12 protein-coding genes, 1 tRNA gene and 1 rRNA gene are annotated in these 12376 nt (G+C 45.8%); 12 read left to right on the top strand and 2 right to left on the bottom strand.

Annotated elements, in window-relative coordinates:
• Positions 1-55 precede the first annotated feature (55 nt).
• Both KQI39_RS07760 and KQI39_RS07755 read right to left on the bottom strand, forming a co-directional pair.
• Complete coding sequence (locus KQI39_RS07760) at positions 56-769, bottom strand: response regulator transcription factor (RefSeq protein WP_216417634.1); 714 nt, start codon at positions 767-769, stop codon at positions 56-58.
• A complete protein-coding gene (locus KQI39_RS07755) occupies positions 770-1945 on the bottom strand; it encodes a sensor histidine kinase (protein ID WP_253293111.1) in 1176 nt (391 codons plus the stop codon). It lies immediately after the preceding gene.
• Between the two features lie 349 nt (positions 1946-2294).
• Here KQI39_RS07755 and KQI39_RS07750 point away from each other — a divergent pair, with 349 nt between their 5' ends.
• The 12 genes from KQI39_RS07750 to KQI39_RS07695 all read left to right on the top strand — a co-directional run.
• Positions 2295-3533, top strand: coding sequence for an O-acetylhomoserine aminocarboxypropyltransferase/cysteine synthase family protein (locus KQI39_RS07750; protein ID WP_216417632.1), 1239 nt, complete (start codon positions 2295-2297; stop codon positions 3531-3533).
• 40 nt (positions 3534-3573) lie between these two features.
• Positions 3574-4437, top strand: coding sequence for a 4Fe-4S binding protein (locus KQI39_RS07745; protein WP_118071857.1), 864 nt, complete (start codon positions 3574-3576; stop codon positions 4435-4437).
• Positions 4430-4675 carry a sulfurtransferase TusA family protein gene (locus KQI39_RS07740; RefSeq protein WP_015526613.1) on the top strand — a complete coding sequence of 82 codons (246 nt, stop codon included), beginning with the start codon at positions 4430-4432 and terminating at the stop codon, positions 4673-4675. The genes KQI39_RS07745 and KQI39_RS07740 overlap by 8 nt, the downstream gene beginning before the upstream one ends.
• 12 nt (positions 4676-4687) lie before the next feature.
• Positions 4688-4897 carry a sulfur carrier protein ThiS gene (thiS, locus tag KQI39_RS07735; protein WP_021976045.1) on the top strand — a complete coding sequence of 70 codons (210 nt, stop codon included), beginning with the start codon at positions 4688-4690 and terminating at the stop codon, positions 4895-4897.
• A complete protein-coding gene (thiF, locus tag KQI39_RS07730) occupies positions 4897-5703 on the top strand; it encodes a thiazole biosynthesis adenylyltransferase ThiF (RefSeq protein WP_216417630.1) in 807 nt (268 codons plus the stop codon). Before thiS ends, thiF begins: the two co-directional genes overlap by 1 nt.
• Positions 5704-5769: 66 nt before the next feature.
• On the top strand, positions 5770-6186 hold the full coding sequence (locus KQI39_RS07725; RefSeq protein WP_021976043.1) for a M67 family metallopeptidase: 417 nt from the start codon (positions 5770-5772) through the stop codon (positions 6184-6186).
• A gap of 5 nt (positions 6187-6191) precedes the next feature.
• Positions 6192-7898: an adenylyl-sulfate reductase subunit alpha gene (locus KQI39_RS07720; protein WP_216417628.1), complete on the top strand. Its 1707-nt coding sequence runs from the start codon at positions 6192-6194 to the stop codon at positions 7896-7898.
• A complete protein-coding gene (locus KQI39_RS07715; RefSeq protein ID WP_015526617.1) occupies positions 7882-8193 on the top strand; it encodes a 4Fe-4S dicluster domain-containing protein in 312 nt (103 codons plus the stop codon). The genes KQI39_RS07720 and KQI39_RS07715 overlap by 17 nt, the downstream gene beginning before the upstream one ends.
• A 51-nt stretch (positions 8194-8244) precedes the next feature.
• Complete coding sequence (cysD, locus tag KQI39_RS07710; RefSeq protein WP_015526618.1) at positions 8245-9147, top strand: sulfate adenylyltransferase subunit CysD; 903 nt, start codon at positions 8245-8247, stop codon at positions 9145-9147.
• 1 nt (position 9148) lies between these two features.
• On the top strand, positions 9149-10834 hold the full coding sequence (locus tag KQI39_RS07705; protein ID WP_216417626.1) for a sulfate adenylyltransferase subunit 1: 1686 nt from the start codon (positions 9149-9151) through the stop codon (positions 10832-10834).
• 1004 nt (positions 10835-11838) lie between these two features.
• A tRNA-Ser gene (locus KQI39_RS07700) sits at positions 11839-11926 on the top strand.
• A gap of 336 nt (positions 11927-12262) precedes the next feature.
• Positions 12263-12376, top strand: a 16S ribosomal RNA gene (locus KQI39_RS07695); the annotation flags it as partial.

Raw genomic sequence — 12376 nt, 5'->3', positions numbered from 1 at the left:
AGTATATTGTAACAGACAGATCCTGATATCCGGAAATGTGAAGAAAAAGAGACATTTACCGGCAGGTAAAAAGATATCCCTTCCCATAAACCGAGACAATGTCATATTCATCGGTATCCTCGGCACCGATCTTGGTCCGGAGGTTAAAGATATGCCGCCGTACCGTGCTGGTATCTGTTCCTGCACAGCTGCCCCATACCGTTTCGTAGAGCTCCTTTGCAGAAAAAATCTTCTCCTGGTTTTCTGCAAGGAGACGCAGCAGAGAGAATTCGGTCCGGGTAAGGCCTGTGTCGGCATTATTGAGATATGCATGGCCGTCCGAAAGATCCAGCCGCAGGCTGCCGATGGTGATCTGACGGGAGGACTGAAATTTTTCTTTTATTTTTTTTTCCATTCGTTTCTGGCGTTCCAGCAGCATCTGGATCACAGCCAGAAATTCATCGAAATTATAAGGCTTGGTGAGATAATAATCGCCGCCCTGCTGAAGCCCTTCCACTTTATCCCGGACATCACCTTTTCCGGTGAGAAAAAGAACCGGGCGCATGGTTTTTTCGCGGAAGCGGCGGCAGATATCCAGACCGTTTCCGTCCGGAAGCATAATGTCCAGGATAAGAAGATCCGGCAGATATTCTTCAAGCTGATGACAGGCTTCGGCGGCTGTCTGTGCAATGCGGACATCGTAGCCACGGCGCCGTAGCATCCGGCAGTTGGTATTCAGCACCTGTTCTTCATCCTCGACCATAAGGATAAGTGATTTCTTTTCATTCATTTATGATTCCTCCTCCGGAAGTGAGAAGAACACCTGAGTTCCCTCGCCTTCTTTACTTTTCAGCCATATTTTGCCGCCATGGGCAGTGATGATCTGATGACAGACATAGAGGCCTATGCCGTGCCGCCAGTAATCCTTATCAGCGGAAACATAACCCTTGAGTGCGTTTTTTTGCATTTCTTCTGACATGCCGGTTCCGGTGTCGGAGACGCAGATGGTCTGCCAGCCCGGTTCGCCGGTAAGAGAAATGGTGATGGTTCCGTTCCTGGTATGACGTTCTGCATTGGAGATAAGATTGGTGACAACCTGGATCAGCCGTTCCGGATCTGCTGAAATTTCCGGGAGGTCGGGCTGTATCGTAAGGACCAGCTGGTTATTCCCGGAGCTTGGATGACTGCTGAAATCTTTTTCCACAGAATGTAAAAGTGCTCCCAGATCTGATGGTACAAGGGAAAGGGCAAGCCGTCCCTGCTCAATGGAAACGGTATCCATAAGATCCAGCACAATCCGGTCAATCCGCATTACCGACTGTTCGATCGTGCGGAGATTTTGCTGCATAAGCGAGAAATCCAGAGGTTCTTCCTCAAGCAGCTCGGAAGTATCCCGGGCGTGGAGGGAGATGGAGTTCAGAGGATTTTTGATCTCATGGGCAACGGTGGTCAGGAAGGTGGACTTGGCATTGTCAAGGGAACGAAGCCGCTGGTTCTGTTCCTTAAGAAGGATCTGCTGCTGATTGTATTCTTTCAGATGAAAATAGAGAACAATGCCGCAGACAATACTTACAGAGACAAATGCCAGGAGTACATCTGCCAGCCGGTCTTTTTCCGTTGCAAAAGGAGTCACACTGTCCGGAAAATGGTACGCAACCAGACACAGTCCCATATATAGGACAATCTCCAGAAGAGAAACGATCAGAGCACGCCATTTTTCCAGCATCAGCACAGTGAAGATAATGGCAAACACGAAGAATGCCGGCATGCCGCCATGATATCCGCCGCTGGTAAAAAACATGATCGGAAAAACAATGAGAAAGATCAGGACAATGGTGATCAGGTAACAGCGCTGATATTTCCCACTATAATAGGAATAAAGAAAAAGTCCTCCGGATATGACAACCAGTGCGAAGTTGATCAGCACATTTCCCCAGGAGCCGGTCCCGAAACTGAGAAAAGCCATGATCAGACTGATAATGGTGCCACCGGAGGCGAGGATGTTGAACAGCCGGACACGGAAATCCAGGGTGGGGCTGAATAATGAGTGGAAAATATCTCGGAGTTTCAGATTTATATGGATAGAGATCACCTCCTGATAAAATTAGAAACGGTTATTCGATGCAGAGTTATGTAGCGAATGCGGATTGCAGATATCCGCCTGATCCGGATCTGAGATTCTATAAGTATAATTTCATTGTACCATGTCAGCCCTTTCTTTTGTATCAAAAAAAATGCAATTAATCCATATTTCCTATTGACATACTATGAATACTAGGTTAATATAAGTGTCAACAAAAGAAAGGGAAGAGGCTATGAACGAATACGGCTTTAATACAGGACTGCTCCACGGCACCAATGAGAAATATCCGCAGGGTGCAACACAGGTTCCAATCTATCAGAGCAGCGCATTCCGACATGACAGCGCGGAAGACCTGGAGAAAATTTTTGACAATAAAAAAATGGGCTTCTCCTATACAAGGATCAACAATCCTACGGTAGAGTCCTTTGAGAAAAGAGTGACTATGCTGGAGGATGGAATCGGCAGTGTGGCATGTGCTTCCGGAATGGCGGCGCTGACCAATGCGTTTCTGAACATTCTGCAGGCAGGAGACGAGATCGTGGCAGCCTGCGGACTGTACGGCGGAACTGTGGAACTGTTTGATGATTTGAAGCCTTTCGGGATCTCCGTAAAGTATGTAAGTGAGAATAAGCCGGAAGCTTTTGAGGCAGAGATCACAGAGAAAACGAGACTTGTTTTTGCGGAGACTATCGGAAACCCCAAGCTGGACGTTACCGATATCCAGGCGGTTGCAGAAGTGGCACATAAGCATGACGTACCACTGATCGTAGACAACACGGTAGCAACCCCGTATCTGATCCAGCCACTGAAGCTTGGAGCTGACATCGTGGTTCATTCCTCTTCCAAATATATCAATGGAAGCAGCGATGCAATCAGCGGCATTCTTGTCTGTGGTAAGGGTCTGAAATGGGACCCTGACCGATATCCGGGACTTGCTCCATACCGGAAATTCGGACCATTTGCATACATCGCCAAACTTCGAAACGGACTTTTCCGGAACACTGGCGCGTGTCTTGCTCCGCAGAATGCTTTCCTTAATAATCTGGGACTGGAAACCCTGGGGCTTCGAATGCAGAGACAGTGTGACAACGCACTGGAACTTGCCAGATTTTTACAAAGCCTGGGTGGTGACATTGAAGTAAATTATCCGGGACTGGAAGAAAGCCCTTATCACGAAATTGCGAAAAAGCAGTTCAGGAATGGTTACGGAGCTATCGTAACTGTGAGAACCGGAAGTAAGGAGAAAGCTTTTTCCATTATCAATTCCCTGAAGATCCCGCTGATCATCTCCAACATCGGAGATACGAAGACACTGGTGATCCATCCGGAATCCACCATCGCGGCACACATCTTCGACGAGGAGAAGCAGCAGTCCGGAGTATTCGAGGATCTGATCCGCATCAGCGTGGGAATTGAAGATATTGAAGATTTAAAGAAAGATTTTAAAGAAGCGATAGAAAATAACCGATAAAATCTAAGAGCTGCACCAGCAGAGAAATGGAGAGTTCGCTATGGCAAAAGTAGATTACGCTACATTAAAAAAAGGTGGTTTCATGAGACAGAAGCAGAAAAATAATTTTTCTCTTCGTCTTGCCTGTGTAGGCGGTACGCTTACAGCAGAAAACCTTAAGAAAATCGCAGAAGTAGCTGAGAAATATGGTGACGGATATGTACATCTTACTTCCAGACAGGGAGTTGAGATCCCGTTCATTAAATTAGATGATATTGATGATGTAAAAGATGATCTTGCGAAAGGCGGATGCAAACCTGGTGTCTGCGGACCGAGAGTCCGTACAGTTACAGCCTGCCAGGGTAATGCAGTCTGTCCAAGCGGAAACATCAACAGCTATGACATTGCGGTGAAATTAAATGAGAGATATTTTGGAAGAGAGCTTCCTCATAAATTCAAATTCGGTGTTACCGGATGTCAGAACAACTGTCTGAAAGCAGAGGAGAACGATGTAGGAATCAAAGGAGCAGCACAGGTCAGCTGGAAAGAAGATACATGTATCCACTGTGGAGTCTGTGAAAAAGCCTGCAGAGAAAACGCCATCTCCTTTAAAGATGACAAGCTGGTGATCGACACAGAGAAATGTAACTACTGCGGCAGATGTGCAAAATCCTGTCCTGTAGATGCATGGTATGTAAACGAAGCATTTATCGTTTCCTTTGGCGGAACGTTTGGAAATCACATCAGCAAGGGACAGGAATTCCTTCCGCTGATCACCTCTGAAGAACAGCTTTTCAGAGTGACCGATGCAGCGATCCAGTTCTTTGATGACTATGCAAATCCGGGAGAGCGTTTTAAATTTACCATCGACCGGGTAGGCGCTGAAAAACTTCAGGAAGTTTTGAAAGGAGCATACAATGGCTGATATTAAAATTGATGATACAGTAGATATTACCGATGTAGTTTGCCCGGTAACTTTTGTAAAAGCAAAGGTAGCACTTGAGGAACTGGACGACGGACAGATCCTGGCGATCAAAATGAACGATGGCGAGCCAGTACAGAATGTACCGAGAAGCGTAAAAGAAGAAGGACATCAGATCCTGAAACTTGAAGATAATGAAGATGGAACTTATACACTGATCGTAAGAAAAGTTGAAGAATAGGAGAACAGAGAAATGACAATCACAGTTGCAGGAAATAAAAAAGAATACGAAGACGGACTGAAACTTACAGAGCTTATTGAGAAAGAGGATATCGAAAGTCCTGAGTATGTAACCGTAACCATCAACGATGAATTCATCAGCAAAGAAGACGTTCCGAACACAGTTGTAAAAGACGGTGATGTTGTTGAGTTCCTGTACTACATGGGAGGAGGCGCAAGATAATGGCTTTTACAAATGAGCAGCTTGAGCGTTACTCTCGCCACATCATCCTGAAAGAGGTGGGAGTAAAAGGCCAGAAAAAGCTTCTGAATGCCAAGGTTCTTATCATCGGAGCCGGCGGACTTGGAGCACCGGCAGCCCTTTACCTTGCAGCAGCAGGTGTGGGAACAATCGGAATCGTAGATGCAGATGAGGTAGATCTTTCCAATCTTCAGAGACAGGTCATCCACACAACTGCAGATGTTGGCAAACTGAAAGTAGAGTCTGCGGCTGAGACTATGAAAGCCATCAACCCGGACGTTACCGTAAATACATATCATACATTTGTAGATTCCAGCAACATTATGGAGCTGATCAAAGATTACGATTTCATTCTGGATGGAACGGACAACTTCCCTGCAAAATTCCTTATCAACGATGCCTGTGTAATGGCTGAGAAACCGTTTTCACATGCAGGTATCATCCGTTTCCAGGGACAGCTGATGACTTACGTTCCGGGACAGGGACCATGCTACAGATGTGCATTCCAGAGCCCGCCACCAAAGGATGCCGTACCGACCTGTAAGCAGGCTGGTGTTATCGGAGCCATGGGCGGAGTGATCGGAAGCCTTCAGGCAATGGAAGCCATCAAGTACATCATCGGACAGGGCGATCTTCTTACAGGAAGACTTCTTACCTACGATGCGCTGAAGATGACATTCCGTACCGTAAAACTTCCGAAAAACCATCATTGCCCGGTATGCGGCGACAATCCGACCATCACAGAGCTGATCGATTACGAGCAGGCTGTGTGCGAGCTGAAACACTAAAGAATTGTCTGCGGGTGCAGACGCTATAAATTAAGTATAGAAACCCATTGGAGGCTGCGAAATAAAATGCTGAAATTAAAAAAAGAAGATTACGAAAAAATATTAGACCACTGCAGAAAGGGACTTCCCAATGAGTCCTGCGGCCTTCTGGGCGGGACCATTGAGGGCGATGTAAAAACCATCGAGAAGGTGTATCTGCTGACAAACATCGACGAGAGTAACGAGCACTTTTCCATGGACCCGAAAGAACAGCTGAGCGCGATCAAAGATATCCGTCAGAACGGATACCAGATGATCGGAAACTTTCATTCTCATCCGGAGTCTCCGTCAAGGCCTTCCGAAGAAGACAAACGACTTGCTTTTGACCCGAACATCGAATATCTGATCCTCTCCCTTATGGATGCAGAAAACCCGGTGCTGAAGGCCTTCGGCGTAGACAAAGAAAAAAATGTAACTGTACATGAGATTCAGATAACAGAGTGATGAGTATGAAAAACAGATTAAACACAAAAGAAATTACAACGGATGTGCTGATCATAGGCGGAGGTACCGCAGGCTGCTATGCGGCGCTGGTTCTCTCAGAACAGAAAGCCGGCAGGGTACTGATCGCAGAAAAAGCAAATATCAAGCGAAGCGGCTGTCTGGCAGCTGGTGTCAACGCCATCAATGCCTACATTGTAAAAGGCCGCAAGCCTCAGGACTATGTAGATTACGCCACAAAAGATGCCGCCGGGATCGTAAGACAGGACCTTCTTCTTACAGCAGCGGAGAACTTCAACGAAGTTACCGCAAAAATGGAAAAACTTGGACTTGTGATCCTGAAGGATGAAAATGGCGATTATGTAGCCAGAGGAAACCGTAACATCAAGATCAACGGCGAGAATTTCAAACCACTTCTTGCGGATGCAGTTCATGAAGCTGAGAATGTAGATGTTCTGAATTATGTAAATATCACAGACCTTCTTGTAAAAGACGGTCAGGTTTACGGAGCCGTTGGTTTTTCTATTATGGAAGAAACCGCTTACGTTATCCGGGCAAAAGCAGTTCTTGTTGCAACCGGCGGAGCGGCTGGACTTTATAAACCGAACAATCCTGGATTTTCCAGACATAAGATGTGGTATCCGCCATTTAACACAGGTGCCGGATACGCAATGGGAATCCTGGCAGGCGCGGAGATGACATCTTTTGAGATGCGTTTTATTGCTCTTCGCTGCAAGGACACCATCGCTCCTACAGGAACCATCGCACAGGGTGTCGGCGCAAAACAGATCAATGCGGCAGGCGAGATCTACGAGACAAAATACGGTCTGACCACAAGCGAGCGAGTTTACGGAACAGTCCGGGAAAATCAGCTTGGCCATGGCCCGTGTTACCTGAAGACTACAGGGATCACGAAAGAGCAGGATGAAGATCTTCTGAAAGCTTATCTGAACATGGCACCAAGCCAGACTCTGAAATGGATCGAAAGTGGAAAAAACCCAAGTGAGCAGGATGTGGAGATCCAGGGAACAGAGCCCTATATCGTAGGCGGCCATACAGCCAGCGGCTACTGGGTAAACACAGGCCGTGAGACTACTGTGAAAGGTCTTTATGCAGCAGGTGATGTTGCAGGCGGATGTCCCCAGAAATATGTAACAGGGGCACTTGCAGAAGGAAAACTTGCAGCACTGGATATGGTGAAACAGTTTTCCGCAGGATCTCTGAAAGAAGCGGATATTACCACAGAAGCAGAGATTAAAGTTCAGGAAGAAAAAATCCTTTCCCAGTACGAAAAGTTCCGTAATGAAGATGCACCGGCATTTTCCGTTGAGGAGCTTGAGGAAGCCATGCAGAAAGTCATGGACGAGTATGCGGGAGGAAGTGCTTCCAATTATCAGTTCAATGAGAAACAGATAGATCTTGCAGATGAAAAGATCCTCAAGCTTCAGGCCCTTGCCGAAAAAACAGCGGCAGCAGATATGCATGAGCTGATGTTTGCATACGAACTTCGTGAGCGTCTCATTGTGTGCCGTTCACTGATCGCTCATCTGAAAAACCGAAAAGAGACCAGATGGCATTCTTTCAACGAAAATCTGGATCATCCGGAAACCGATGAGAAATTTTATAAATATGTAAATTCGAAACTGGAAAACGGCGAGATCAAGATCATTTTCCGTGACATTGTAAAGGAGGACACATATGAGCATACGAATTGATCAGAAAAAATGTGTTGGCTGCAGAAAGTGCAGTGAAGTATGTCCGGGAACCCTGATCGTCATGGAAGACAAAAAAGCCGTGATGAAATATCCGAAAAACTGCTGGGGCTGCGTTTCCTGCGTAAAGGAATGTAAAGCTGGTGCCATTGACTTTTTCCTTGGTGCGGATATCGGCGGTAACGGAAGTATCATGAATGTAAAAAGCGAAGGTGATATCCTTCACTGGATCATTACAAAAACAGACGGTTCCACATCCGTGATCGATGTGGACCGACGAAATTCGAATAAATACTAGAAGACAGGTGCTGCCGGTTCTGGCGGCCAAAACAGGAGGATGAGATCAGATATGAGTGGATTATCACATTTGGATGAGCTGGAAGCAGAGGCAATTTACATCATCCGTGAAGTTGCAGCAGAGTGCGAAAAGCCGGTAATGCTTTATTCTATAGGAAAAGACAGTTCTGTAATGCTTCATCTTGCGATGAAAGCTTTTTACCCGGAGAAACCGCCATTCCCGTTTCTTCATGTAAATACAACCTGGAAATTTAAAGAGATGATCGAGTTCCGTGACAAGACTGCAAAAGATCTCGGGATCGAAATGCTTGAGTACATTAACCAGGACGGTGTGAAACAGGGAATCAATCCTTTTGACAGCGGTTCCGCATATACAGATATCATGAAAACACAGGCCCTGAAACAGGCTCTTAAGAAATATGGTTTCACAGCTGCATTTGGCGGCGGCCGTCGTGATGAGGAGAAAAGCCGTGCAAAAGAGCGTATTTTCTCCTTCCGTAACGCAGAGCAGGCCTGGGATCCGAAGAACCAGCGTCCGGAGATGTGGAAGCTTTACAATACTGAGATCAACAAAGGTGAAAGCATCCGTGTTTTCCCAATCTCCAACTGGACTGAGACTGATATCTGGCAGTACATTAAGAGAGAAAATATCCCGATCGTTCCGCTGTATTTTGCAAAAGAGCGTCCGGTTGTATACAGAGACGGCAACATCATCATGGTGGATGACGACAGAATGCGTCTGAACCCGGGTGAGGAGCCGCAGATGAAAAAAGTTCGTTTCCGTACTCTTGGATGCTATCCTCTGACAGGTGGTATCGAGTCTGACGCAGAAACACTGGACGAGATCATTGACGAGACTTTAAGCTCTGTGGAATCTGAGAGAACTACACGTGTTATCGATTCCGACGGCGGAGCTGCCAGCATGGAAAAAAGAAAGAGAGAGGGGTACTTCTAGGATGAGCGGATTACTGAAATTTATCACTTGCGGAAGTGTGGATGATGGAAAGTCTACACTGATCGGCCATATTCTTTATGATTCCAAGCTTTTATATGCAGACCAGGAAAAAGCCCTTCTTCTGGACAGCAAGGTAGGTTCCAGAGGTGGTGCCATTGATTATTCTCTTCTTCTGGATGGTCTGATGGCTGAGCGTGAGCAAGGTATCACCATTGATGTTGCTTACCGTTATTTTACAACGGATAAGAGAAGTTTTATTGTTGCGGATACTCCTGGTCATGAGGAGTATACAAGAAACATGGCAGTTGGTGCTTCTTTTGCCCAGCTTTCCATTATTCTTGTGGATGCAAAACAGGGTGTTCTGGTGCAGACAAGACGTCATGCGCGTATCTGCGCTCTGATGGGTATCCATCATTTTGTATTTGCTGTTAATAAGATGGATCTTGTTGATTACAGTGAGAGCCGTTTTAACGAGATCGTGAAGGATATCAATGAGCTTTCAAAGACTCTGGGTCTTCAGGATGTTGTGATTATTCCTGTCAGTGCTACAGAGGGTGATAACGTTACGAAGAAGTCTCCGAATATGCCATGGTATACGGGCAAAGCTCTTCTGGATCATCTTGAGACTGTAGATGTTTCCGAGGCTGAGAATGTCAGCGAGTTTTATCTGCCTGTTCAGCGTGTTTCCCGTCCAAACCATGAATTCCGTGGTTTCCAGGGTCAGATCGAGAGTGGCCGGGTTCATGTAGGCGATACCATCACTACGCTTCCAAGCAACGAGACAGCGGCTGTTAAGACGATCCTGGTGGGCAGTGATAACCGTGAGGAGGCTGTTGCGGGTCAGGCTGTTACCATTCAGTTGGATAAAGAGGTGGATGTCAGCCGTGGCTGTGTTCTTACCAATAATAATGAGATTCCGGTGGCTAAAGGTTTTGAGGCTACGCTTCTCTGGATGGATGATTCCAGGCTTGAAGTGGGCAAGGAGTATCTTGTGAAGGTTGGTACGAAGAAGATTGCTGGTGTGGTTAAAAGTATCGAGTTTAAGACGGATGTGAATACCGGGGAGCATTTGCCTGCTGATACGATTGTGAAGAATGAGATTGCTTTGTGCAAGATTGGACTTTCTGATAAGGTTGTGCTGGATGAGTTTAAGAAGAATAAGACTCTTGGTGAGCTGATCTTGATCGATCGTGTGAGTCATATGACTTCTGCTTGTGGTGTTGTGGAGTCTGTTGATACTGAGGGTGAGAAGCCTTATTTCCAGAAGGATGATGTGAAGGTTGGCGGTTATGTTTTTGAGGAGTTTTATTTTAACCTTGAGAATGCGCTGCTTTCTAAGGCGGATAAAGAGGTTAAGACTTATCATGTAGGGGATGCTGTACCTACAGAAGGTGATAGCTTCGAGTATCCGGGTTATTTTGATATTGTATCCCTGGAGGACAATGCAGCTGTTCTTATTCGTGATAAGAAGGTGCTGGATATTATTCCGCTGGATAAGTATGTGTTTATGGGGCTTCCTGTTGTGGATGAGAGAGGTTTTGCACTGGAGATCCGCAGTAATGATGATTATCAGCAGTTTCTGGAGGAGTTTAAGGGGGCTGATAATAAGTCGGAGTTTCATAATAAGTGGTTTAAGTTTGAGACTTACAGGAAGATTGTCTGCACAGATAATTTCTGGATGATCTAATGAAAAACTGTATCAATAACATTAAGAGGCTGCATGGGTGTGCGGTCTCTTTTTTTTGTTGAATTTGAAGGTTGTTGAGCCATCAGCGCTGCGCTGGATGGCTGGGAGGGTGGGCTTCTGCGGGAGGTTGTTGGTGATTGGACGTTTTGGTGGCTGAAGGGACGCCGAGGCTCAGGATACTGTCCGGTCTGCGGCTTCGTCGGGGGCTGGCTTCTAAGATGCCGAAAATCTGCTAAAACCGTTTTCCAAAAGTCCGAACTCGCTTCGCTCAAACAGCGAACTTTTGAAAAACAACGCAGATTCCCGCCATCTAAGAAGCGCACCCCTCCTGCAGAAGCAGAGCCAGCCAGTATCCTGAGCCTCGGCTGTGCATTCAGACCGGAAAGGAGAAAACAAGCCTGCAGAGGGACGGAGGCGGGCGCTGTGGCGCCCTGTCCTGGTTGTGTGGAGTTTCTTATAGTGTATATGGATTAAATTGGTGAAGGGAAGCATTTTGAATAGAGTGGCATATAGAACGCCGGATAGGCAAAGGGAAGCATTTTGAAATAGAGTGGCATATAGAAAACTAGATCGGCAAAGAGAACCATTTTGAATATCGTAGCATACAGAAGATCGGATCGGCAAAGAGCTACATCCTGAATACCGAAGAATACAGACAAGAGTCAACTGTGTTACACATCGAAGATGTAACACTGGTTTCCGTGCCCAAGAGGGTGGGGGTGCAGGGGGAGGGCCTTCGGGCTTACGGAACTCTGAGATGGCCTTCCCCCTGCGTATTCCCGCATTACAATGCGACCCGCGTAGCCATATGCAATAAGGCAATAAACAACAGTATATACCCGTTGTTATCCCCCATCTATCGCAATACAATAAAATTAATGTAAAAAAATAAAAAAAGGTGTTGACAAAGCATATCGCCTTCCGCTATAATTAAACCTGCGTTTCGGATGAAAACACAGAAGAAATGCGCTCCAATTTAATAAGAAATTATGAGTTCGGAGTCTGGAGAAGTACTCAAGAGGCCGAAGAGGTGCCCCTGCTAAGGGTATAGGTCGCTAACGCGGCGCGAGGGTTCAAATCCCTCCTTCTCCGTTATTTTTTTGAAAAAAATAAACTTTTCAAAAAAATAAAAAAACTTGTTGACAAACGTTTGCAAACATGATAAAGTAAACAAGCTGTCAGCGAGACAGAGATTCATCAAAAAAAGAATTTGAAAAAAGTTGAAAAAAGTACTTGACAAATGATTTGAGATGAGATAAAATAAACGAGCTGTCTGAGAGACAGAACGAAAAACCTTGATAACTAAACAGTGAAACACATACGATTCTCGAAAATTTCTTTACATTTTAAAGAACGGTTTTAACAAACCAAAAGCAGTAAAAACGAGAGATAGCCAAACGGTTGTCTTGAGTAAATGAATCAAACATTTTATCAGAGAGTTTGATCCTGGCTCAGGATGAACGCTGGCGGCGTGCTTAACACATGCAAGTCGAACGGGAATTACTTTATTGAAACTTCGGTCGATTTAATTTAATTCTAGTG

It is taken from the genome of Blautia sp. MSJ-36, from assembly GCF_018917985.1.
GTDB lineage: Bacteria > Bacillota > Clostridia > Lachnospirales > Lachnospiraceae > Blautia_A.
The sequence above is the reverse complement of the archived record's forward strand: the minus strand, read 5'-3'. Positions and strand labels throughout refer to the sequence as shown.

What these genes read in the sequence shown, in the direction of transcription:
- KQI39_RS07760 (WP_216417634.1), bottom strand. Translation starts at nt 769, where the DNA reads ATGAATGAAAAGAAATCACTTATCCTTATGGTCGAGGATGAAGAACAG.
- KQI39_RS07705 (WP_216417626.1), top strand. Translation starts at nt 9,149, where the DNA reads ATGAGCGGATTACTGAAATTTATCACTTGCGGAAGTGTGGATGATGGA.
- KQI39_RS07745 (WP_118071857.1), top strand. Translation starts at nt 3,574, where the DNA reads ATGGCAAAAGTAGATTACGCTACATTAAAAAAAGGTGGTTTCATGAGA.
- KQI39_RS07715 (WP_015526617.1), top strand. Translation starts at nt 7,882, where the DNA reads ATGAGCATACGAATTGATCAGAAAAAATGTGTTGGCTGCAGAAAGTGC.
- KQI39_RS07720 (WP_216417628.1), top strand. Translation starts at nt 6,192, where the DNA reads ATGAAAAACAGATTAAACACAAAAGAAATTACAACGGATGTGCTGATC.
- KQI39_RS07755 (WP_253293111.1), bottom strand. Translation starts at nt 1,945, where the DNA reads ATGGCTTTTCTCAGTTTCGGGACCGGCTCCTGGGGAAATGTGCTGATC.
- thiF (WP_216417630.1), top strand. Translation starts at nt 4,897, where the DNA reads ATGGCTTTTACAAATGAGCAGCTTGAGCGTTACTCTCGCCACATCATC.
- KQI39_RS07750 (WP_216417632.1), top strand. Translation starts at nt 2,295, where the DNA reads ATGAACGAATACGGCTTTAATACAGGACTGCTCCACGGCACCAATGAG.
- KQI39_RS07725 (WP_021976043.1), top strand. Translation starts at nt 5,770, where the DNA reads ATGCTGAAATTAAAAAAAGAAGATTACGAAAAAATATTAGACCACTGC.
- thiS (WP_021976045.1), top strand. Translation starts at nt 4,688, where the DNA reads ATGACAATCACAGTTGCAGGAAATAAAAAAGAATACGAAGACGGACTG.
- cysD (WP_015526618.1), top strand. Translation starts at nt 8,245, where the DNA reads ATGAGTGGATTATCACATTTGGATGAGCTGGAAGCAGAGGCAATTTAC.
- KQI39_RS07740 (WP_015526613.1), top strand. Translation starts at nt 4,430, where the DNA reads ATGGCTGATATTAAAATTGATGATACAGTAGATATTACCGATGTAGTT.